The 19,422-nt window shown below is 65.9% G+C and carries 24 protein-coding genes; 9 read left to right on the top strand and 15 right to left on the bottom strand.

All coding sequences use genetic code 11. The features are described from left to right. Window positions 1–7: 7 nt before the first annotated feature. The 5 genes from HF690_RS04170 to HF690_RS04150 form a co-directional block, all read right to left on the bottom strand. Window positions 8–715 carry a DUF4328 domain-containing protein gene (locus HF690_RS04170; RefSeq protein ID WP_168608566.1) on the bottom strand — a complete coding sequence of 236 codons (708 nt, stop codon included), beginning with the start codon at window positions 713–715 and terminating at the stop codon, window positions 8–10. A 43-nt stretch (window positions 716–758) separates the two neighbouring features. After that, the gene (gene hemE, locus HF690_RS04165) at window positions 759–1,823 is read right to left on the bottom strand and encodes a uroporphyrinogen decarboxylase (RefSeq protein ID WP_168608565.1); all 1,065 of its coding nucleotides are present in this window, start codon (window positions 1,821–1,823) and stop codon (window positions 759–761) included. 25 nt (window positions 1,824–1,848) lie between these two features. After that, window positions 1,849–2,094 (bottom strand): WGR domain-containing protein, encoded by a 246-nt coding sequence (locus HF690_RS04160; RefSeq protein ID WP_113064488.1) that lies wholly within the window; start codon window positions 2,092–2,094, stop codon window positions 1,849–1,851. Window positions 2,095–2,198: 104 nt separating this feature from the next. Beyond that, window positions 2,199–3,284, bottom strand: coding sequence for a 3-dehydroquinate synthase (gene aroB / locus HF690_RS04155; protein ID WP_168608564.1), 1,086 nt, complete (start codon window positions 3,282–3,284; stop codon window positions 2,199–2,201). Further along, a complete protein-coding gene (locus HF690_RS04150; protein WP_168608563.1) occupies window positions 3,281–3,826 on the bottom strand; it encodes a shikimate kinase in 546 nt (181 codons plus the stop codon). Before HF690_RS04150 ends, aroB begins: the two co-directional genes overlap by 4 nt. A 6-nt stretch (window positions 3,827–3,832) precedes the next feature. Between HF690_RS04150 and HF690_RS04145 the strand changes: the two genes are divergently transcribed. After that, entirely contained in the window at window positions 3,833–4,687 is an 855-nt protein-coding gene (locus HF690_RS04145; protein ID WP_168608562.1) for an SDR family oxidoreductase, read from the top strand. An 87-nt stretch (window positions 4,688–4,774) separates the two neighbouring features. Further along, complete coding sequence (locus HF690_RS04140) at window positions 4,775–4,978, top strand: dodecin family protein (protein ID WP_113064491.1); 204 nt, start codon at window positions 4,775–4,777, stop codon at window positions 4,976–4,978. On the opposite strand, the gene HF690_RS04135 is transcribed toward HF690_RS04140, so the two are convergent. Beyond that, window positions 4,959–5,813 (bottom strand): kinase, encoded by an 855-nt coding sequence (locus HF690_RS04135; RefSeq protein WP_168608561.1) that lies wholly within the window; start codon window positions 5,811–5,813, stop codon window positions 4,959–4,961. The two genes, HF690_RS04140 and HF690_RS04135, sit on opposite strands and share 20 nt — an antisense overlap. Window positions 5,814–5,883: 70 nt before the next feature. On the opposite strand from HF690_RS04135, the gene pdxH reads away from it, so the two are divergent. Both pdxH and HF690_RS04125 read left to right on the top strand, forming a co-directional pair. Next, on the top strand, window positions 5,884–6,471 hold the full coding sequence (gene pdxH / locus HF690_RS04130) for a pyridoxamine 5'-phosphate oxidase (RefSeq protein WP_113064492.1): 588 nt from the start codon (window positions 5,884–5,886) through the stop codon (window positions 6,469–6,471). Next, window positions 6,468–7,271: an ABC transporter substrate-binding protein gene (locus HF690_RS04125; protein WP_168608560.1), complete on the top strand. Its 804-nt coding sequence runs from the start codon at window positions 6,468–6,470 to the stop codon at window positions 7,269–7,271. The genes pdxH and HF690_RS04125 overlap by 4 nt, the downstream gene beginning before the upstream one ends. A 17-nt stretch (window positions 7,272–7,288) precedes the next feature. On the opposite strand, the gene HF690_RS04120 is transcribed toward HF690_RS04125, so the two are convergent. From HF690_RS04120 to proC, 3 genes are read right to left on the bottom strand one after another with little or no spacing between them, the layout of a single operon-like run. Then, complete coding sequence (locus HF690_RS04120) at window positions 7,289–7,735, bottom strand: DUF4426 domain-containing protein (protein WP_168608559.1); 447 nt, start codon at window positions 7,733–7,735, stop codon at window positions 7,289–7,291. 60 nt (window positions 7,736–7,795) lie between these two features. Continuing rightward, window positions 7,796–8,374: a YggT family protein gene (locus HF690_RS04115; protein WP_113064495.1), complete on the bottom strand. Its 579-nt coding sequence runs from the start codon at window positions 8,372–8,374 to the stop codon at window positions 7,796–7,798. A gap of 22 nt (window positions 8,375–8,396) precedes the next feature. After that, entirely contained in the window at window positions 8,397–9,212 is an 816-nt protein-coding gene (gene proC, locus HF690_RS04110; RefSeq protein ID WP_113064496.1) for a pyrroline-5-carboxylate reductase, read from the bottom strand. Window positions 9,213–9,476: 264 nt separating this feature from the next. Between proC and HF690_RS04105 the strand changes: the two genes are divergently transcribed. Both HF690_RS04105 and HF690_RS04100 read left to right on the top strand, forming a co-directional pair. After that, complete coding sequence (locus tag HF690_RS04105) at window positions 9,477–10,514, top strand: type IV pilus twitching motility protein PilT (protein ID WP_113064497.1); 1,038 nt, start codon at window positions 9,477–9,479, stop codon at window positions 10,512–10,514. 155 nt (window positions 10,515–10,669) lie between these two features. Further along, on the top strand, window positions 10,670–11,821 hold the full coding sequence (locus HF690_RS04100) for a PilT/PilU family type 4a pilus ATPase (protein WP_168608558.1): 1,152 nt from the start codon (window positions 10,670–10,672) through the stop codon (window positions 11,819–11,821). Between the two features lie 87 nt (window positions 11,822–11,908). On the opposite strand, the gene HF690_RS04095 is transcribed toward HF690_RS04100, so the two are convergent. From HF690_RS04095 to gshB, 6 genes are all read right to left on the bottom strand, one after another. Beyond that, complete coding sequence (locus HF690_RS04095; protein WP_168608557.1) at window positions 11,909–13,639, bottom strand: hypothetical protein; 1,731 nt, start codon at window positions 13,637–13,639, stop codon at window positions 11,909–11,911. Between the two features lie 108 nt (window positions 13,640–13,747). Continuing rightward, on the bottom strand, window positions 13,748–14,674 hold the full coding sequence (locus tag HF690_RS04090) for an aspartate carbamoyltransferase catalytic subunit (protein WP_113064500.1): 927 nt from the start codon (window positions 14,672–14,674) through the stop codon (window positions 13,748–13,750). Between the two features lie 70 nt (window positions 14,675–14,744). After that, entirely contained in the window at window positions 14,745–15,173 is a 429-nt protein-coding gene (gene ruvX, locus HF690_RS04085) for a Holliday junction resolvase RuvX (protein ID WP_168608556.1), read from the bottom strand. After that, the gene (locus HF690_RS04080; protein WP_113064502.1) at window positions 15,170–15,733 is read right to left on the bottom strand and encodes a YqgE/AlgH family protein; all 564 of its coding nucleotides are present in this window, start codon (window positions 15,731–15,733) and stop codon (window positions 15,170–15,172) included. Before HF690_RS04080 ends, ruvX begins: the two co-directional genes overlap by 4 nt. A 67-nt stretch (window positions 15,734–15,800) precedes the next feature. Then, a complete protein-coding gene (locus tag HF690_RS04075; protein WP_240601750.1) occupies window positions 15,801–16,670 on the bottom strand; it encodes a TonB family protein in 870 nt (289 codons plus the stop codon). Beyond that, window positions 16,667–17,614: a glutathione synthase gene (gene gshB / locus HF690_RS04070; protein ID WP_168608555.1), complete on the bottom strand. Its 948-nt coding sequence runs from the start codon at window positions 17,612–17,614 to the stop codon at window positions 16,667–16,669. The genes HF690_RS04075 and gshB overlap by 4 nt, the downstream gene beginning before the upstream one ends. A 471-nt stretch (window positions 17,615–18,085) precedes the next feature. On the opposite strand from gshB, the gene pilG reads away from it, so the two are divergent. Genes pilG through HF690_RS04055 form a run of 3 tightly spaced genes read left to right on the top strand, consistent with a single transcriptional unit; the run spans window position 18,086 to window position 19,392 of the window. Continuing rightward, window positions 18,086–18,442, top strand: a complete 357-nt coding sequence (pilG, locus tag HF690_RS04065; RefSeq protein ID WP_113064504.1) for a twitching motility response regulator PilG — start codon at window positions 18,086–18,088, stop codon at window positions 18,440–18,442. A 29-nt stretch (window positions 18,443–18,471) separates the two neighbouring features. Beyond that, window positions 18,472–18,837 (top strand): response regulator, encoded by a 366-nt coding sequence (locus HF690_RS04060; RefSeq protein ID WP_113064505.1) that lies wholly within the window; start codon window positions 18,472–18,474, stop codon window positions 18,835–18,837. A gap of 12 nt (window positions 18,838–18,849) precedes the next feature. Continuing rightward, complete coding sequence (locus tag HF690_RS04055; RefSeq protein ID WP_240151581.1) at window positions 18,850–19,392, top strand: chemotaxis protein CheW; 543 nt, start codon at window positions 18,850–18,852, stop codon at window positions 19,390–19,392. The last annotated feature ends 30 nt before the right edge of the window (window positions 19,393–19,422 follow it).

The raw sequence follows: 19,422 nt of genomic DNA, 5'->3' as shown, positions 1-19,422 counted from the left end.
GCGGATCTCAGCCGGGTTGCATGTCCGGCAGGGCGGCTTCATCCACGCGCATGGGTGGAGTCAGGTAATGCGAGCGCTGCACCGTGCTGATGCGCCAGACGATGCGGATATACATGCCTGCAGCCAACATGGAGAGTGCCATCCCGACCATTTCGATGTTGCTGGCGATCAACAGAGCCTGCATGTCCGTGCCGACTCCTTTCAGCATGGTCGATGCGATGCGGCTGGTTGCGCTGGCGGCGATATACGTGACCCACCAGGCCAGCAGGAGTGGCGGATTCTTGATTTGAGACCAGTTTTCGGGAGCGTGGCTGGCTTTCCAGACTTCGCGCATGCACTGATACCCGAGAACCAGGTTGGCGATTGGCACGAAAAAATAGCCAACCGTCCATCCGGGCGAATAATCGAGCCCCTGAGCGCCCAGCGCGCGGGTATTGCAGGCTGAACGGTAGAGCCAGACGCAGAACAGCACGACATTCACGACCCAGAGCAGGATCAGCGTTCCGTTGAGCGTAGTTTGCAGGGTGATGAGCGCGTGTACATGCGTGCGAAGCGTCATGGTTCGCGCCGCGTCGTGTTCGAGGACACCTCGAAACAGATGCGTCGTGTACAGATCGTCGCAGAGATTGACCAGCGTCAGAACGATGGCGGCCGCGGCCAGCACGCAGGTCCAGATAGTCAGTCCACGCGTGTCCTTGAAATGGTAGTCCGTCATGCATATCCCCCTATCCTCAAGGGGATCATAGCGGAGCGCGGGTTCAGGCGCGGATGCGGCGTCCCGCTTCGTGCACGGTATCGACCAGCACCTTCACGTGTTCCGGGTCCACACCCGGCGTGACGCCGTGGCCGAGGTTGAACACATGGCCCGGATGCGGGCCGAAGGCGGTGATGGCGGCTTCGACCTCGCGGCGAATGATCTCCGGCGTGGCGTACAGGGCCGACGGGTCGAGGTTGCCCTGCAGCGCGACGTGTTCGCCGACGCGGCGACGGGCTTCGTCCAGACTGATCGTCCAGTCCAGCCCCAATCCCGCGCAGCCGGTGCCGGCCAGCGCTTCCAGATGGCCGCTGGCGCCCTTGGAGAACAGCACGACGGGCAGGTCGGCGGCGTGCGCATCGTTTTTCAGCTGCTCGACGATGCGGGCCAGATAGCGCAGGGAGCATTCATGGAACATGCCCGGCGACAGCAGGCCGCCCCAGGTGTCGAACACCATCAGCGCCTGCGCGCCGGCCTCGGCCTGGGCGGCGAGGTAGGCGGCGACGGACTGCGCCAGTGTATCCAGCAACTGGTGCATCGCATCCGGATCGTTCCAGGCCAGTGCCTTCACGCGGGCGAAATCGCGCGAGCCCTGACCCTCGACCATGTAGCAGGCCAGCGTCCAGGGGCTGCCGGAGAAGCCGATCAGCGGCACGCGACCGTCGAGTTCGCGACGGATCAGGCGCACGGCGTCCATCACGTAGCGCAGTTCGCCATCCATGTCGGGCACGGTCAGGTTCGCGATTTCGGCGGCGCTGCGCAGCGGGCGCTCGAACTTCGGACCTTCGCCGGCGACGAAGGTCAGACCCAGCCCCATCGCGTCCGGGATGGTGAGGATGTCGGAGAACAGGATCGCCGCGTCCAGCTCGAAACGATCGAGCGGCTGCAGGGTGACCTCGCAAGCCAGCTCCGGGTTCTGCGCCAGGGCCATGAAGCTGCCGGCCTTCTCGCGCGTGGCGCGGTACTCCGGCAGGTAACGGCCCGCCTGGCGCATGATCCAAACGGGGGTGGTGTCGGTCGGTTGGCGGCGCAGAGCGCGCAGGAAGCGGTCGTTTTTCAGTTCGGTCATGCGCAACAGTCCGTGCGGCGGCGCGTCAGGCCGCGCCCTGGGTGAAGACCACGCGGAAACCGCGCTTGATCTGATTGTCGCGCGCCTTCTCGAAGGCGGCGATGGCTTCCTGATCGTCGAGGAAGACTTCGCGGCGCAGCGTGGAGCGGCCGCCTTGCTTGCCCGATTCGCGCAAAAGGATCCACCCGCCGAGCAGGTCCTGGTCCAGCGTCAGCTGCACGTAGCGCGGCGTTTCGCCGGATTCCGCATTGGTCTGCATGTAGATGCGCATGAACGACAGTCTGGACGGAGCGTGGGATGTAGCCGGTCATTGTAGAGCATGGCGCGACGGCCAGCGATCCGTGCGTGCGCACCGGCTTCGTCAGGGGTGACGCGTCACCCGCGATGGTCGAGCACGGCGTGCACGTCGGCCTCCGCCACGTCCGCGACGATCTCGGCGCGACCGATGCCGCGCCACAGGACCAGGCGCAGCCGGCCGCCGAGATTCTTCTTGTCCAGGCGCATGTGTGCGAGCAGCGCATCGCTGTCGACTCCAGCAGGCGGCGTGACCGGAAGCTGCAGTGTTTGCAGCAGGTGCGCCAGACGCTCGCCGTCGGCCGCGTCGGCCATGCCCAGCCGCGCCGACAGCGCGGCCGCCTGGCACATGCCGATGGCCACGGCCTCGCCGTGCAGCAGCGTGCCGTAGCCGCACTCGGTCTCCAACGCGTGGCCGAAGGTGTGGCCGAGGTTGAGCAGCGCGCGCTCGCCGCGCTCGGTCTCGTCGCGGGCGACGATGGCGGCCTTGTGCGCGCAGCAGCGGGCGATGGCCTTGGCGATGATGGCGTCGTCGCGCGCATTCAGGGCGTCGACATGTGCTTCCAGCCAGGTCAGGAAATCCGCATCGCCGAGCGCGCCGTACTTGACCACCTCGGCCAGTCCGGCTCGGTATTCCCGGTCGGGCAGGGTGGCCAGTGTGTCGGTGTCGGCGACCACGGCGCAGGGCTGATGGAAGGCGCCTACCAGATTCTTGCCGGCTTTCAGGTTGACGCCGGTCTTGCCGCCGACCGAGGAGTCGACCATGGCCAGCAGGGTGGTCGGCATCTGCAGGAAGTCGATGCCGCGCATCCAGCAGGCCGCGGCGAAGCCGGCGAGGTCGCCGATCACGCCACCGCCGAGCGCGATCACGCAGGCGTCGCGCGAGGCGCCCATGTCGGCCAGCGCCTCGAACACGCGCTCGACGTGCGCCAGGTTCTTGAAGGATTCGCCGTCCGGAAGCGTCAGGGTTTGCGCGTGCAGGCCGTCGAGCTGCGTCATCACGCGCTGCAGATACAGCGGGGCCACGGTTTCGTTGCTGACCACCAGCGCATGGCGGCCGTGGATGCGCGGTCGCCAGGCCTCGCCGGCGTCGAGCAGGCCGGGGCCGATGAGGATCGGATAGCTGCGGTCGCCGAGACCGACTTCCAGAGTGTGAGGAGCGTTCATGTAGGTAGCGGTTGCAGGCGTTGCCAGTGTTCGTCGATGCGCGTGCGACAGCGGGTGAAGGCGCGCTGCACGCGTTCGTTGTGGCCGGGAATCGCCAGTTCGGCAATCTCGGCGTAGAGCGGATTGCGGCGTTCGGCCATGTCCTGGAGGCGTTGCAGTCGGTCGACGCCGGCCAGCAGCGGCCGCGCGCGGTCGTACTGCAGGCGCTTGAGTTGCTGGTCGACGCTGGCCTGCAGCCAGATCACGAAGCCGCGGCGGCGCAGGTGCTCGCGGCTTTCCGCGGACAGGATCGCACCGGCGCCGGTGGCCAGCACCACGCCCGTGCGGCGGCTACACTCGTCGAGAATGATGGCTTCGCGATGTCGGAAGCCGGCCTCGCCCTCGATCTCGAAGATGGTGGAGACATCGACGCCGGTGTGTTCCTCGATCTCGCGGTCCAGGTCCAGGAAGGGCAGGCCATAATGGTCCGCAAGACGCCGCCCGATGGACGTCTTTCCGGCACCGGACGGGCCGATCAGGAACAGGTTCGACGAAGGGTTCATGTGACGATGCTAGCAGCCTCCGGAAAGGGACAGGATAGCCGTTCCGCGCGTGTGCTGATCGCCGGCTGCGGCGATGTCGGCAGCCGCGCGGCGTGTGTGTTGCGGGAGGCCGGGGCGGAGGTATTCGGTCTGCGGCGTTCGTCGAAACCGTTGCCCGCGGGTGTCGAGGCGATTCGCGCGGATCTGTCCGATCCGGCCAGCCTGGCCGCGTTGCCGGAGAACATCGATCGACTGGTGTATCTCCCCACGCCGGACAGCCGCACGCCGGAGGCCTACCGGCGCGTGTTCGTTGACGGTCTGGAACGGCTGCTCGACGCGCTCGACACGGCGACGCTGCAGCGCATCGTGTTCGTGTCCTCCAGCGCCGTCTACGGCGATCACGGCGGCGATTGGGTCGACGAGAAAACGCTGCCGCAGCCACCGGGCTTCAACGGTGAGATTTTGCTGGAGGCAGAGCGTCGACTTGCGGCGCGTGGACTTCCTGCGACGGTGTTGCGTCTGGCGGGCCTGTACGGGCCGGGGCGTGACGGGTTGCTGCGCCGATTGCGTGCGGGCACGGCGCGGGTGCCGACCACGCCGTTCTGGGCCAATCGCATCCATGTCGAGGATGCGGCGGCGGCGATCGTTCATCTGCTTTCGCTGGATACGCCCGAAGCGCTGTATCTCGGCGTCGACGACACGCCGCTCACGCTGGACGTGCTGTACGGCTTTCTTGCCGAGCAGCTCGGTGCACCGCCGCCGCCGACCGGCGATGCGCCTGCGGGCATCGGCAACAAGCGGCTCTCCAACGCGCGCTTGCGCGCCAGCGGTTTTGTGCCATGCTGGCCCGACGCGCGCCGGGGCTACTCGACGCTCATCTAGGCGCGCGGGCAGACGTTCCACGGAGCGGGGGGATTCCGGCGGCTCGCCTTATCGCGCGGGCCGTTCCGCACGGGTAGGAGCATCGCCATGCAAGTCGCCAAGATCATCGAGTTGAGCGCATCCTCGCCGAACGGCATCGAGGATGCCGTGCAGAGCGGGTTGAAGAAGGCTTCCGAGTCGGTCAAGGGCATCCAGGGTGCCTGGGTGAACGACATCAAGTGTGTCACTGACTCGGGCGGAACGATCAAGGAGTGGCGCGTGAACATGCGCGTCACCTTCGTCGTCGACTGACCGCTTTTTCCCGGAACGAGATCACGCGGCGCGCAGCATCCAGAGCGATCACGATGTCCGCGCGCGGCGGCAGCGTGCGCAGAGCGTGTCGGCTGAGGCGTTCGTAGTGCTGCATGAAACGCCGCAGCGCTGTCGTGTTCATGGCTTGCGGCGCGCCTCGCGCGCGCAGCGGCGCTTCGGCCTGGGCGCGCCAGCGGCAGACTGTGGGCCAGTCGGGTGCCTGCAGAAGGATCAGAGCGTCCAAACGCTTCCACAGATCCTGCATGGCTTCGAGCGAATCGTTCGCGTAGCGACGCCAGCGACCATCGGCATCTTCGTCGCGTTCCAGCGCGTTCATGGACGTGCGCAGTGCCGCGTCCGATTGCGCGGGCACGCCGATGCACCAGCCTTCCAGCACGATCAGGCGAGGCGGCACGCGCACGCGAGGCCAGCGCGAGGGAGGGCGGCGCGTGTCGCGGCCCTTGTCGAAGCGGGGCAGCGCCACCGGGCGGTTCGCCGACGCCTCGGCCAAGGCATCCAGGGTGGTCCGCAGCAGGTCGAGGTCGTGGGTGCCGGGAACGCCGCGCGTGCGCAGCAGCGAGTGCACCCGCGCGGCCCGTTCCCGGCGTGCGCGACGTCCCAGGTAGACGTCGTCGAGCGAGAGGGTCTGTGCCGGCCAGCCGCGACCGCGGGCCTGACGCACCAGCGCGGCGGCGAGCATGCTCTTGCCGCTGCCCTGCAGGCCGGAGAGACCGAGCAGAAAGGGATGCCGCGCGGCAAGAATGCGGCTGGACAAGGATTTCAGCAGCCGCTGCGCGAGGGCATCGGTCGCCGTGCTAGCATCTCGCTTTGGCATCGATCCCTTCCGATGGCTGCGCGTGCTTGCCAGCATAGCCGCGCCACGTTCTCAACGATATTCGCCACTCATGCTCAACGAAGAAATTCTCGCCACCTTCCGCGGTCTGCTCGAGGAAGCGCGTGGTTCGACCGACCCCGAACCGACCGCGATGAACCTGTCCACGGCCACGCCGGACGGGCGCGTGCACGGGCGCATCGTGCTGCTCAAGAGCGTGGACGAGCGTGGTTTCCGCTTCTACACGAACTACGAGAGTGCCAAGGCCGAGCAGATCGCCGAGCACCCGCAGGTGGCGTTGACGTTCCACTGGAAGCACGTGCGCGATGGCGTGCAGGTGCGCGTGCAGGGGCGCGCCGAACGACTGCCCGAGGCCGAGTCGGACGCCTATTTTGCCGGTCGTCCGCGCGGCAGCCAGATTGGCGCGTGGGCGTCGCTGCAGTCGCGTCCGCTGCCCGATCGCGCGACCTTCGAGGCGCGGGTGGCCCAGTACGAACAGGAATTCGAGGGCCGCGACGTGCCGCGTCCGCCGCACTGGGGCGGCTACCTCGTGGTCGCCGACAGCATCGAGTTCTGGTACGCCGGCGAGTTCCGTCTGCACGAACGCGTGCGCTGGCAGCGCATGGGCAAGACCTGGACATCCAGCCTGCTGTATCCGTGAGCGACCCGTTCCCGCAACGCATCGTCTGCCTGACCGAGGAACCGACCGAGACGCTGTACGCGCTCGGCGAACAGGCGCGCATCGTGGGCATTTCCGGGTTCACCGTGCGCCCGCCGGAGGCGCGCAAGGAGAAACCCAAGGTCTCGGCGTTCACCAGCGCCAAGGTGGATCGCATTCTGGCGCTGGAGCCGGATCTGGCGATCGGCTTCTCCGACATTCAGGCTGACATCGCGCAGGCGCTCATCAAGGCCGGTGTCGAGGTGTGGATCAGCAATCACCGCAGCGTCGAGGGCATTCTCGGCTACATCCGGCGTCTCGGCGGGATGGTCGGCGTGTCCGGCAAGGCCGATGCCTACGCGGCGCGCGCCGAGGCCCACATCGCTTCCGTGCGCGAGGCTGCGGCGGCGCTGCCGCGACGGCCCCGGGTCTATTTCGAGGAATGGGACGATCCGGCCATCAGCGGCATCCGCTGGGTCGCCGAATTGATCCGGATCGCCGGCGGCGACGACATCTTTCCCGAACTCGCCGCCGAGTCGCTGGCGAAGCACCGCATCCTGGCCGATTCCGCCGAGGCGGCGCGCCGCGCGCCGGACATCGTTATCGGGTCGTGGTGCGGCAAGCGTTTCCGCCCGGAGAAGGTCGCGCAGCGGCCGGGCTGGGCGGACGTGCCGGCGGTGCGTGCCGGCGAACTCCACGAAGTGAAGTCGCCGATCATCCTGCAGCCGGGGCCGGCAGCCTTGTTCGACGGTCTGGACGCGCTGCACGCGATCATCCGGCGCTGGGCCGAGCGCAACGCCTGACGCGCCGGTTGGCGAACTCAGTCGACCGCGAACGTATGCTGGAACTGGATGTGCTGCGAAGCCGCGCCGCGCGGCGTGACGTCCAGATCGAAGCGCAGCGTGCCGCTGTGGCGGATCGTGAACGTGCCCAGATAGGAAATGCCGTTGTCGTCCTTCACTTCGCGCATCCGGATGCGCACGGGTGAACCGTTCTCGGTCATGGCCCGTGCCGTGATGTCGGCGGGCAGGCTGGTTTCCGTACCGTCCTTGCCGCGCGTGACCAGCACGTTCAGCAAACCCTGTCGGCGGTCGTGCGCGACGCCGAGCTGCTTCGCCGAAGCTGCCGGCAGGGCTGTTGCCGGCAGCGCGTTGTAGCGGATCTTCAGGTCGCCCTTCGTCCATACGCCCTTCCCGGCGATGGCTGCGAGGGGCAGCAGGCCGAGGGCGATCAGGGCCAGCGTGTTGCGTAGGCGGATGGGGCGCATGGGTGCATTCCGGTTTGCGGACGAGGCTTCATGGTACGCCGATGCGACGCGTCGGGGCGTTCAGCCGCCGAGCACCATGCGGCCGGCAAGGCCGATCAGCGGGCCGGCGACGAGGATGCGCAGCAGCATCAGGATCAGGATCGCCACCATCGGCGAGAAATCCAGGCCACCCAGTGTGGGCATGCGCCGACGCAACGGACGCATCGGAGGTTCCACCAGCTGCGCCACGAAACGCAGCAGCGGGTGGCCCGGGTCGCCGCCGAGCAGGCTGGCCAGCGACCACACGAAGATCAGCACGATATAGATCAGCAGGAACAGATCGAGCAGCTGACCGAAGCCCAGCAGCAACCAGCCTGCCGGGTTGGGCAGGCCACCGGCGAGCAGGAATTCCAGGCCCAGCTTGACCAGTTCCGCCAGCCAGGCCACCGCGATGGCCGCGAAATTGATGCGACGCCAATTGCGCAGCACGCGGCGCGCCGGCGCCAGTACCGGGTTGGTGCTGCGGTAGACGAACTGGCTGATCGGGTTGTGGAACTGCACGCCCCAGGCTTCGGCCAGCAGGCGCAGCAGGAACAGCGTGGCCACGGCCCCGAAGGCGAATTCGAGGATCAGTTGGGCGGCCTGCAGAAAGTAGCTCATGGGCGTGCGTTTCCGGAGTCAGTCAGTCGTTTTCTCGGGCCAGCGCCGCGCCGCGCTCGGCGCAGGCGTCCACGGCGCGCGCCACGATCTGGCGGATGCCGTCGCCATTGAGGCTTTCCAGCGCGGCCTGCGTGGTGCCGTTGGGCGAGGTCACGCGCTTGCGCAGTGCATCGGGCGATTCGCCGCTCTCGACCATCATGCGCCCCGCCCCCATGCAGGTTTGTGCCGCCAGCTTGCGCGCGGTCTCGCGCGGCAGACCGCGGGCCACGGCGGCGTCTTCCAGCGCCTCGACCAGCAGGAAGTAGTAGGCCGGCGCGGAGCCGGCGATGCCGGTGACGGTATCGATCTGGGCTTCGTCCTCGACCCAGGCCGTGACGCCGGCGGTCTGCAGCAGGGTTTCGGCCTGCTCGCGCTGCGTGGCGTCGACCTTTTCCGTGGCGTACAGGCCGGTCGCGCCCGCGCCGATCAGTGATGGCGTGTTGGGCATGCAGCGCACCACGGCGGTGCCCTCGCCGAGCCAGCGCTGCAGCTGGTCGGTGCGGATGCCCGCGGCGATGGAGACGATCAGCGGCTTCGCGGCGGCGACCGCCTCGGCCAGTTCCTTGCACACGCCGGGCAGGATCTGCGGCTTGACCGCCAGCACCACGATCTCGGCGTCGGCGACCGCGTCCTTGCCGTCAGCGAAGGTGCGCACACCGAAGTCGCGTTCCAGTTCCTCGCGGGCTTCCTCGCGTGGTTCGGCGATGGCGATCTGCTTCGGTTCGACGCCGGTGCCGATCAATCCTCCGACCAGGCTTCGTGCCATGTTGCCGCCGCCGATGAAGGTGATGTTCTGCATGCCGTGACTCCTCGTGTGACCGTGTTTCGACCGCCGTCGCCGCACGCATCGCCGAAGCCTTCAGGATGAGGTCGGCATGCTGCGCGACAGCGTGGAATACACCAGAGTATCTGGATTGGGGACGAGGTCCCAAATCGCATGTTGCGCTGCGGTACATCCGCGCACACACGCATCGTGCCCGTGGTTATACTGAACACATGATTCAGACCGTCGGCGTGACCGCCGGTCGACCGCCAAGAAATGTCTCCGCTAGGGGGAGTCTGCATGGACATTGCCGAACTGCTGGCCTTTTCGGTCAAGAACAAGGCCTCGGACTTGCATCTGTCCGCCGGTCTGCCGCCGATGATCCGCGTCGACGGCGACGTACGCCGCATCAACACGCCGGCCTTCGACCACAAGCAAGTGCACGCGCTGATGTACGACATCATGTCGGACAAGCAGCGTCGCGATTACGAGGAATTCCTCGAGGTCGACTTCTCGTTCGAGATCCCCGGCCTGGCGCGTTTCCGCGTCAACGCCTTCAACCAGCAGCGCGGCGCGGCGGCGGTGTTCCGTACCATTCCGTCGGAAGTGCTGACGCTGGAGGATCTGGGCTGTCCGCCGATTTTCCGCGAACTGATCGAGCAGCCGCAGGGCCTGATCCTGGTCACCGGCCCGACCGGTTCGGGCAAGTCGACCACGCTGGCGGCGATGATCGACCACATCAACAAGAACGAATACGGTCACGTGCTCTCGGTCGAGGACCCGATCGAATTCGTGCACACCTCGCAGAAGTGCCTGATCAACCAGCGCGAAGTGCATCGCGACACGCATGGCTTCAACGAGGCGCTGCGTTCGGCGCTGCGCGAGGATCCGGACTTCATCCTGGTCGGCGAGCTGCGCGATCTGGAGACCATTCGTCTGGCGTTGACCGCCGCGGAGACGGGCCACTTGGTGTTCGCCACGCTGCATACCAGTTCGGCGGCCAAGACCATCGACCGCATCATCGACGTGTTCCCGTCGGGCGAGAAGCCGATGGTGCGCTCGATGCTGTCCGAGTCGCTGCGCGCGGTCATCGCGCAGTCGCTGTTGAAGAAGGTCGGCGGCGGTCGTATCGCGGCGCACGAGATCATGGTCGGCATTCCCGCCATCCGCAACCTGATCCGCGAGGACAAGGTCGCGCAGATGTACTCGGCGATCCAGACCGGACAGCAGCATGGCATGCAGACGCTGGACCAGTGCCTGCAGGATCTGGTCAAGCGCGGCGTGGTTACGCGCGAGAACGCCCGCAGCTACGCCAAGAACAAGGAAATCTTCCGCTGATTCCACGCGTGGCCGGTGTCCCGAATCCGGCCACGTGAACGCACTACACTCGGGGCACAATCCAAGCGAGCGGGGCGCCGGCCTCGCCGCGCGGCGCAGCGACCCGCAAGGGAGCGGCGTCGAACGGCAAACCGGTTCTCGCGGGAGCCTTCATCATGGCCGAAATCGACTTTTCCTCCTTCCTCAAGCTGATGGTGCACAAGAAGGCCTCGGACCTTTTCATCACCGCCGGCGTATCGCCCTCCATCAAGGTCAACGGACGCATCGTGCCGGTGACCCAGCAGCCGCTCACCGCGCAGCAGTCGCGCGACATGGTGCTCAACATCATGACGCCCAACCAGCGCGAGGAGTTCGAGAAGACCCACGAGTGCCAGTTCGCGATCTCCGCGCAGGGCGTGGGCCGTTTCCGTGTGTCGTGCTTCTACCAGCGCAACTGCGTGGGCATGGTGCTGCGCCGCATCGAGAGCAAGATTCCGACCACCGAAGAGCTGGGTTTGCCGCCGATCATCAAGCAGCTGGCGATGACCAAGCGCGGCATCATCATCTTTGTCGGTGCGACCGGCACTGGTAAGTCGACTTCGCTGGCGGCGATGGTCGGCCACCGCAACCAGAATTCGACCGGGCACATCATCACCATCGAGGACCCGATCGAATACGTGCACAAGCACGAGGGCTGCATCATCACGCAGCGCGAGGTCGGTATCGACACCGAATCCTGGGGCAACGCGCTGAAGAACACGCTGCGCCAGGCGCCGGACGTGATCCTGATCGGCGAGGTGCGTACCCGCGAGACGATGGAACACGCGATCAACTTCGCCGAGACCGGCCACCTGTGCCTGTGCACCCTGCATGCCAACAACGCCAACCAGGCCATCGACCGTATCATCCACTTCTTCCCCGAGGATCGTCGCCAGCAGCTGTTCATGGATCTGTCGCTGAACCTCAAGGGCATCGTTGCGCAGCAGCTGATCCCGACGCCGGATGGCAAGGCGCGTCGGGTGGCGATGGAAGTCCTGCTTGGCACGCCGCTGGTGCAGGATTTCATCCGTCAGGGCGATGTGCACAAGCTCAAGGACGTGATGAAGGAGTCGAACAACCTGGGCATGAAGACCTTCGATCAGGCCCTGGTGGAGCTGTATCACGCCGGCGAGATCAGCTACGAGGACGCGCTGCGTCACGCCGACAGCGCCAACGAGGTGCGTCTGAAGATCAAGCTGTCGCAGGGCGGCGACGCCAACAGCCTCAGTCAGGGCATGGACGGCGTGGAGTTGGTCGAGTCCGAAGAAGACCGCGTGCATCGTTTCTGAGTGGCGTCGCGGACGCGCGGCCAGCCGCCGCGGAACATGAAAAAGGGCGCCTAGGCGCCCTTTTTCATGTCGAACGTGCAGCGAGATTCAGTGGCGTTGCACGTCCACATCGACGGTGATGCCCTTGTCGTCCGCATGGAACTTCTCGGCGATGTTGTCGATGTGCTCGGCCTGCTCCTTCAGCTGCTGCATGCGCTGGGCCATCTCCTGGGCCTGCTTGGCCGCGTTCGGATCCTTGTTCTGGGCGGCCGCGTGCTGCATCGGCCCAATGACCTTGTCGGTCATCGCGTCGACCCACTTGCGATACATGTCGCCGTTCAAGCGGAACGCAGCGAGTGCGCCGGCAGCTTTGCCGGAGGCCTTCATGTCGCGGGTCAGATGCTGGTCTTCACCCGTGCCGACGGCGATTGCGAGCAGATGGTCGGTCATGGCGACCCAGGCGGGTTCGCCGCCAGCCTTCTGGGTCAGGTCGGCGGGCAGCGCGACGGGCTTGCCGTCCTTCTCCAGCTTCATCTGACTCAACGGCGGCGCGGCCATCTGTGCCATGGCCAGTATGCCTTCCGGGTTGTCCGAGGCGATCAGCAGGCGTCCGGCGATCTTCGGCATCTTGCTGTCGCTGTCCGAGGTCGGCATGTCGAAACGGTCGATCATCACGCGCAGACCGCGCAGATCGTTGACCGGCGGCACGGCCGTCTTCTGCACGGCCATGCGCAGTTTGGCGAAGCCGTCATTGAGCTTGGTCAGGGCCGGGCAGGTGAATGGTTTGGCGGATACCGCATCGGCCTGTGCCATCCAGAAGGCGCGGAATTCCTTGACGGGCAGGGCGATGGCCAGGTCGAGCGGTGCCGGCGCGTTGCCGCTCAGACCGGGAAGGCCGACGTCGATGCCCGCGAACGTCTTGGCAATGTCCGGCGCCAGCGCGACGTTGACGCGGTAGCCGATATGTTCCGGTTTCAGCTTGGTCAGGCCGAAGCTGATCATCGGCATGCGCGCCGCCATGCGGTCGAAATCGGCCTTGCAGCTGGCCGGAAGCTTGGTGGCCGCGTCCGGTGAGCTGGCCAGAAGCGCCTTGAGCATCGGGTCCTTCTCGCCTGCGATCAGGGCCGGGAGCTGACGGAAATCGACGTAGCTCGCGGCGTACGGCTGATAGCCCTCGGCGTCGATGAGCTTCTTCAGCTTGCCGCTGTCCTCGATGCTCCGGGCGGGGTGCTTGAGGCCCAGCGCCAGGCGTATCATGGCTTCATCGGCGTTGGCCGGGAGCAGGGCGAGCACCGCCTGCTTGTTGCGCTCGGCGGTCAGGAACCGCAGTTTCGCGTTCTTGTCGAAGTCGGCGTACTGATAGGTGACGTTGTCCAGCGTGGCTTTCGACAACGAGGTGCCCAGCGCCTTCTCGATGCGACCGACGAATGCCTGGAACGCCGCCGGATCGCTGAGCTGGAAGCGCATGACGGGGCTCAGACCCAGGCCGTAGAACGCGGAGCGGCCATCCGGGTCCAGGCCCATGTGGCGAATGCTCTGTTCCATGGTGCGGCCGTCGAATTCATCCGCGAATACGTCGAGCAGCGCGGCGACTTTCGGGTCCTTCTCTTTCAGCTTGGCCGCAGTCTGGTGCATCTGTGCGACCTGCATCGGCAGTTGCTGATCGGCCTGCTTGTATATGGCCGCCCGTATGTCGGCATCCATGGGCTGGATGTTGGCGAGCAGATACGGCGTGTCGTTCGGCACGTACGAGAGTGGCGTGTCGGACGGCTTGTGACTGCATGCGGCGAGCGTGGCGACAAGCAGTGCGCCGCCGATCGCGAAGCGTTTCCCTTTCATGTGTTACCCCCATGGATCGAATGGTCCCTGCCCGCATTATGCATGCGGGTCATGGGACAAACAGTGACAGCCGTAATGGGCCATTCGGCCTAGCCAAGGCCCGGTGGATCAGCGTCCGAGCACCTCGGCCAGGACGGCCATGCGCACGAAGACGCCGTTGCCGACTTGTTCGAGGATGCGCGATTGGGCGCCGTCGGCCACCTCGGGTGCGATCTCAATGCCGCGGTTGATCGGGCCGGGATGCATGACCAGGCAGCCCGGCGCGGCGCGTCCGAGGCGAGCGCTGTCGAGGCCGTAGCGTTCGAAATAGGCGGCTTCATCCGGCAGCAGCGTGGCCGCCATGCGCTCCTTCTGCAGACGCAGCATGATGACCACGTCGGCGCCTTCGACGGCGGCGTCGAAATCCTCGGTGAAGTGTCCCTGCGGAACTTCGTGGGCATCCGGGAGCAGTGATTCCGGGCCGCACAAACGCAGTTCGCGCACACCCAGAGTGGTCAGTGCGTGGATGTCCGAGCGCGCCACGCGCGAGTGGCGGATGTCGCCGCAGATGGTGACGGTGAGTTGGCTGAAGTCCGGGCGATGCTGGCGGATGGTCAGTGCGTCGAGCAGGCCCTGGGTCGGATGCGCGTGGTTGCCGTCGCCCGCGTTCACCACGGACACGCCGCTCATGGCGTGACGCACCATGAATTCCGGCGTGCCGGTCTCGCGGTGGCGGACGATGATCGCGTCCAGATGCATCGCCTCCAGCGTGTGCAGGGTGTCGAGCAGGGTCTCGCCCTTGTTGGTCGACGAGCGGGCAATGTCGAAGTTGACCACGTCGGCGCCCAGCCGGCGTGCGGCGAGCTCGAACGAGGTGCGTGTGCGCGTGGACGGCTCGAAGAAGAGATTCAGCACGGTGCGGCCATGCAGCAGGTCCAGCTTGCGCGTGCCGTGCAGGCTGGCGTCGCGCATCCGGTCGGCGCGGTCGAGCAGGCGGGTGAGGCAGGCGCGGTCGAGGTGGGCCAGCGAGATCAGGTGGTGAAGACGCGTGCTCATGGGCATCCGGGCGGGCGAGGTCGGCACATTGTAGGCGTGTGCAGCGCGACTTGCAGCGTCGAGAGCGCGCTCAGTTCTCGTAGGCTCCGTGCAGCCAGTGTTCGAGGATGACCGCGGCGGCGTCGGCGTCGATACGCTGGCCGTCGCGACGGCGCCTGTGGCCGGCAGCGCGAGCATCGGCGAAGCGTCGTGCCGCCTCTTGCGAGCTGTTGCGCTCGTCGCACATGTGTGGCGTCAGGCCGTAGCGCTTGCGCAGGCGGTTGCCGAAATCGCGTGCGGTACGGGTCATCGGCTGTTCGCCGCCGTCCAGCGTGAGCGGAAGGCCGACGATCAGGTGATCGGGCTGCCATTCACGGACCAGGCGGTCGAGCTTGCTCCAGTCGGGATCGCCCTTGCGGACGTCGATCACGTCCAGCGGGCGTGCGGTGAGGGTGAGGAGATTGCCGACCGCGACGCCGATCATGCGCGTGCCGACATCGAAGCCCAGCACGCAGCTCATGCGTGGCCGGCGTAACCGGTGAGCTGCGTTGGATCGACGCCGACCAGACCGGCGGCGTCGATCCAACGTTCCTCCAGCGGCGCGTCGAAGACGATGCGCGCATCGGCCTCGACGGTCAGCCAGGCGTTCTCCATCAGTTCGTTCTCGAGCTGGCCGGGATCCCAGCCGGCGTAGCCGAGTGCGACCACGGCGCGGGACGGGCCTTCACCGGCGGCCATGGCGACCAGGATGTCGCGCGAGGTGGTCACCGACCAGGCGTCGTTGATGCGGTAGCTGGATTCCCAGTGTCCTTCGTCGGTATGCAGCACGAAGCCGCGCTCGGGCTGGACCGGTCCGCCGAGCAGAACCGGCATCTCGGCCACGCGCGGTTCGTCGCATTCCAGCTGCATCTGTGCCAGCACGTCGCCGAGGCTGAATTCGGACAGGCGATTGATCATCAGGCCGATGGCGCCATCCTCGCCGTGCTGGCAGACCATGGCCACCCCGCGCGTGAAATGCGGGTCGGTCAAGGCCGGCATGGCGATCAGGAACTGGCCGGCGAGGGTGTGTGGGCTTTCCATGGCTGCATTGTAGCGGGCACGAACATAAAGCGCGTCGATAAGACGCGTTCAATTTTCGTCGTCCGTGTCAGTGGGTCTGCAGCGTGCCGCCGTGCAGGAACTGGTAGGTGCGGGTGATGTTGAGCTCGTCGTAATGCTCGCCGGTACGTGGAATCGGTGGGAACGGCGCGGCCATACGCACAATGCGCATGGCGGCATCGTCGAGCACCTTGCGGCCGGAGCTTTCGATGACCGCAATGCGCTTGATCGAGCCGTCGCGGCGTAGCACCACAGTCAGGATCAGGCTGCCGCTGTAGCGCCCGGTGCGGGCGGCATCGGGGAAATTCAGGGTGCCGACGCGTTCGACGCGCGAGGCCCATGCCTGCATGTACGCGGCATAGGCGTACTGGCGCGTGCTGGAGTTGATGTATTTGATCTTCGGTCGTTTGGCCAGTTTCGAGCGTTCGGCCCGGATCTGCGCCGCCAGGCGCGCCATCTCCAGGCGGCGCTGGATGGCCACGCGATCGCGTTGCAGATCGGTCTGCGGGTGCGCATGCCGGTCGGTGCTGCTGGCTACGTGCTGCGGCGAGTTGCCGGTGGTGGTGATCCGGTGCGTCTGGCTGGCCTCGCTGGGTGCGGGCGCGGAGGGCTTGATCGGGCGTGGCGCGATGCCCGGGTCGGGCTTGGGCAGCGGCGTCGAGAACGGTTGCGAGGGGCGGTGCGCCTGGTCGCTCTCGCCGCCGCCCTGGTTGTTGGCCTGGGCCAGGAAGTCGGCCTTGTCCGGGGCTTTCTGGTTGGCGGTGTTGAGCAAGGTGACGTCCAGCGCCGGCAGTCGCGCCTTGGGTTTGGGGTAGGCGAAACTGATGCCGAGCACGACCAGACCGTGCAGCAACAGGGAGAACAGGAGCGTGGCGCCGAGCATGTCGGCGCTGCCGGGCCCGCGCGCTTGGGAACTCACGTAAGGGTTTTCTCGATGGCGTCGAACATCAGGCCTGCAATGGTAAGCCCGAACTGCGCGTCGAGTTCGCGGATGCAGGTGGGAGATGTGACGTTGATCTCGGTCAGGTAGTCGCCGATGACGTCGAGACCGACGAAAGTCAGGCCGCGACGGCGCAGGTCCGGTGCGACCTGTTCCACGATCCAGCGATCGCGATCGCTCAGCGGTACGCCTTCGCCGCGGCCGCCAGCGGCGAGGTTGCCGCGGAATTCGTCGCCCTGCGGAATGCGCGCCAGCGCATAGGGCACCGGTTCGCCGTCGATCACCAGAATGCGCTTGTCGCCGGCGGTGATCTCCGGAATGTAGCGCTGGGCGATGGCCAGGCGGGTGCCGTCCTCGGTCAGGGTCTCCAGGATCGAGTTCAGGTTGGGGTCGCCGCGATGGCTGCGGAAGATGCCGCGGCCGCCCATGCCGTCGAGCGGCTTGAGTACCACCTGGTCGTGCTCCGAGACGAACTCGCGCAGCGTATCGGGGTCGCGTGCCACCCGCGTCGGCGCGCAACACTGCGGGAACTGCAGGGCATAGAGCTTCTCGTTGCAGTCGCGCAGCGATTGCGGGCGGTTGACCACGCGGACGCCCTCGCGCTCGGCCAGTTCCAGGACCATGCTGTCGTAGATGAATTGCGCGTCGACCGGCGGGTCCTTGCGTTCCAGCACGATGTCGGCATCGTGCAGCGGACGCCAGTCGGCGTTGCCCAGCGTGCACCAGTCCTTCGGGTCGTCGCGCACTTGCAGCGGCGCCATGCGCGCCCAGGCCTTGCCGTCGCGCACGGCCAGATCGCCCTGTTCCATGTAGAGCAGAGTGTGTCCGCGACGTTGCGCCTCGAGCAGCATCGCCAGCGTCGAATCCTTGGCAACCTTGATGGACTGGATCGGATCCATGAGAACGGCGACGGCGAGTGACATGGCGATTCCTGCGGGGGATATTCGTTGGGGCGGGTAGCTTGCCGGTCCGTGGCGACAGCAGGCAAGTCCGATCCAGTGTCGCATGCCCGCGTCGGGCTGGCCCCGATCCTGCAAAGAGGTTTTGTTGGCTTCGCGCACGCAAGAGCGTGCCCGAAGTCGTGAAAGTCTGGTAACGTGATCGGGGGTGACTGAAGCCTGAAAAGGGGTGGATGCACGTAAGGCTTTGGGCAACAAACGCTTGCAGCTTCAACTTGACAATTTTCGTAAACAAGCGTTAAACAGCCTAAGATCTGGCTGCTTCGTACGTATGGCGCCGTGTGGGGAACGCGGATCAGCTCGCGCGCGGAATGCCGAATCAGGATTTCAGCTGACAATCATGACTACGAACATTCCCGAGCCCTCGATCGGGCCGCAGGGGGGCGGTAAGTGAACGACTCTGTCGAAAAAGGCAGTCTGGCAGGGCTGCGCGTTATGGTCATCGACGATTCCAAGACCATTCGCCGCACCGCGGAAACCTTGTTGAAGAAAGAGGGCTGCGACGTGCAGACCGCGGTGGACGGCTTCGAAGCGCTGTCGAAGATCTCCGATCTGAAACCGCAGATCATCTTCGTCGACATCATGATGCCGCGACTGGATGGCTACCAGACCTGCGCATTGATCAAGAACAATCGGCAGTTCCGCGGCACGCCGGTCATCATGCTGAGCTCGAAGGACGGCCTGTTCGACAAGGCACGCGGCCGTATCGTCGGCGCCGAGCAGTATCTGACCAAACCTTTTACACGCGACGAATTGCTCGAAGCCATTCGTCGTCACGCCATGGCGGCGTGAGAACGGCATAGAGAGCAGCAGGGGCTTTCATGGCAAACATACTCATCATCGACGATTCCCCGACCGACGTGCGCGTGTTCACGATGCAGCTGGAAAAGGCCGGGTACCAGGTCTCCAGCGCCAACAGCGCGGAGGAAGGTATCGACAAGGTCAAGCAGGACATGCCGGACATGGTGATCATGGACGTGATCATGCCGGGCATGAACGGTTTCCAGGCCACGCGCATGCTCAATCGCGACCCGGCGACCAAGGACATTCCGATTCTGATCATCACCACCAAGTCGATGGAAACCGATCGCGTCTGGGGACTACGCCAGGGTGCGCGTGATTTTCTGACGAAGCCGGTCAGCGAGAAAGAGCTGCTGACGCGGATCGAGAAGCTGCTGGCCGCATAAATGAGCGAGGCGATGAACAACGCTGCATTCACGCCCTTCGAACAGCTGGCCGACTATGAGCGCCGCAGCTTGGCGCACGTGGCCGGTGAGCCGGAGCAGATCGAGAATCCGGGCCAGTGGCGCGGCATCTGCTTCCGTGTGGGCAAGCATCTGTTCGCCAGCAGCATTGCCGAAATCAGCGAACTGCTGGTCGCGCAGCCGCTCACGCACGTGCCCGGCACGCGCGAGTGGATGCTCGGTATCGCCAACGTGCGCGGCAATCTGGTGCCGGTGATCGATCTGGCCCGTTTCCTGTTCGATCAGCGCACTCAGGTCACTGATCGCAGCCGCTTGCTGCTGGTGCGCCAGCACGGCGGCAATGTTGCGCTGCTGGTGGACGAGATCGTCGGCCAGCGCAGCATTGGCGACGAGCATCGCGATGAATCGTACGTAGAAGAAGATGAGCGTATCGCCCGTTTCGTGAGCGACAACGCAACCGTAGGCGAGCAACGCATCGGCATGTTCAGCATGAACCGGCTGACGCGGGCTCCGGACTTTTTGCAGGCAGCGCTGTGATGCGCAATTCCATGTCGATGGGTGAGGTAA

The organism is Oleiagrimonas citrea (assembly GCF_012395255.1).
In the GTDB taxonomy this organism is placed as follows: Bacteria; Pseudomonadota; Gammaproteobacteria; order Xanthomonadales; family Rhodanobacteraceae; genus Oleiagrimonas; species Oleiagrimonas citrea.
Note: the sequence above shows the minus strand (reverse complement) of the source record. Positions and strands in the feature narration are given on the sequence as shown.

Excerpts from the sequence above, each read along its gene's own strand:
- proC (WP_113064496.1), bottom strand. The coding sequence starts at position 9,212 with ATGCAGAACATCACCTTCATCGGCGGCGGCAACATGGCACGAAGCCTG.
- HF690_RS04060 (WP_113064505.1), top strand. The coding sequence starts at position 18,472 with ATGGCAAACATACTCATCATCGACGATTCCCCGACCGACGTGCGCGTG.
- hemE (WP_168608565.1), bottom strand. The coding sequence starts at position 1,823 with ATGACCGAACTGAAAAACGACCGCTTCCTGCGCGCTCTGCGCCGCCAA.
- HF690_RS04055 (WP_240151581.1), top strand. The coding sequence starts at position 18,850 with ATGAACAACGCTGCATTCACGCCCTTCGAACAGCTGGCCGACTATGAG.
- gshB (WP_168608555.1), bottom strand. The coding sequence starts at position 17,614 with ATGTCACTCGCCGTCGCCGTTCTCATGGATCCGATCCAGTCCATCAAG.
- HF690_RS04170 (WP_168608566.1), bottom strand. The coding sequence starts at position 715 with ATGACGGACTACCATTTCAAGGACACGCGTGGACTGACTATCTGGACC.
- HF690_RS04095 (WP_168608557.1), bottom strand. The coding sequence starts at position 13,639 with ATGAAAGGGAAACGCTTCGCGATCGGCGGCGCACTGCTTGTCGCCACG.
- HF690_RS04150 (WP_168608563.1), bottom strand. The coding sequence starts at position 3,826 with ATGAACCCTTCGTCGAACCTGTTCCTGATCGGCCCGTCCGGTGCCGGA.
- HF690_RS04115 (WP_113064495.1), bottom strand. The coding sequence starts at position 8,374 with ATGAGCTACTTTCTGCAGGCCGCCCAACTGATCCTCGAATTCGCCTTC.
- HF690_RS04140 (WP_113064491.1), top strand. The coding sequence starts at position 4,775 with ATGCAAGTCGCCAAGATCATCGAGTTGAGCGCATCCTCGCCGAACGGC.
- HF690_RS04145 (WP_168608562.1), top strand. The coding sequence starts at position 3,833 with ATGCTAGCAGCCTCCGGAAAGGGACAGGATAGCCGTTCCGCGCGTGTG.
- HF690_RS04135 (WP_168608561.1), bottom strand. The coding sequence starts at position 5,813 with ATGCCAAAGCGAGATGCTAGCACGGCGACCGATGCCCTCGCGCAGCGG.
- ruvX (WP_168608556.1), bottom strand. The coding sequence starts at position 15,173 with ATGAGCTGCGTGCTGGGCTTCGATGTCGGCACGCGCATGATCGGCGTC.
- pdxH (WP_113064492.1), top strand. The coding sequence starts at position 5,884 with ATGCTCAACGAAGAAATTCTCGCCACCTTCCGCGGTCTGCTCGAGGAA.
- HF690_RS04120 (WP_168608559.1), bottom strand. The coding sequence starts at position 7,735 with ATGCGCCCCATCCGCCTACGCAACACGCTGGCCCTGATCGCCCTCGGC.
- aroB (WP_168608564.1), bottom strand. The coding sequence starts at position 3,284 with ATGAACGCTCCTCACACTCTGGAAGTCGGTCTCGGCGACCGCAGCTAT.
- HF690_RS04160 (WP_113064488.1), bottom strand. The coding sequence starts at position 2,094 with ATGCGCATCTACATGCAGACCAATGCGGAATCCGGCGAAACGCCGCGC.
- pilG (WP_113064504.1), top strand. The coding sequence starts at position 18,086 with ATGGTCATCGACGATTCCAAGACCATTCGCCGCACCGCGGAAACCTTG.
- HF690_RS04090 (WP_113064500.1), bottom strand. The coding sequence starts at position 14,674 with ATGAGCACGCGTCTTCACCACCTGATCTCGCTGGCCCACCTCGACCGC.
- HF690_RS04080 (WP_113064502.1), bottom strand. The coding sequence starts at position 15,733 with ATGGAAAGCCCACACACCCTCGCCGGCCAGTTCCTGATCGCCATGCCG.
- HF690_RS04105 (WP_113064497.1), top strand. The coding sequence starts at position 9,477 with ATGGACATTGCCGAACTGCTGGCCTTTTCGGTCAAGAACAAGGCCTCG.
- HF690_RS04100 (WP_168608558.1), top strand. The coding sequence starts at position 10,670 with ATGGCCGAAATCGACTTTTCCTCCTTCCTCAAGCTGATGGTGCACAAG.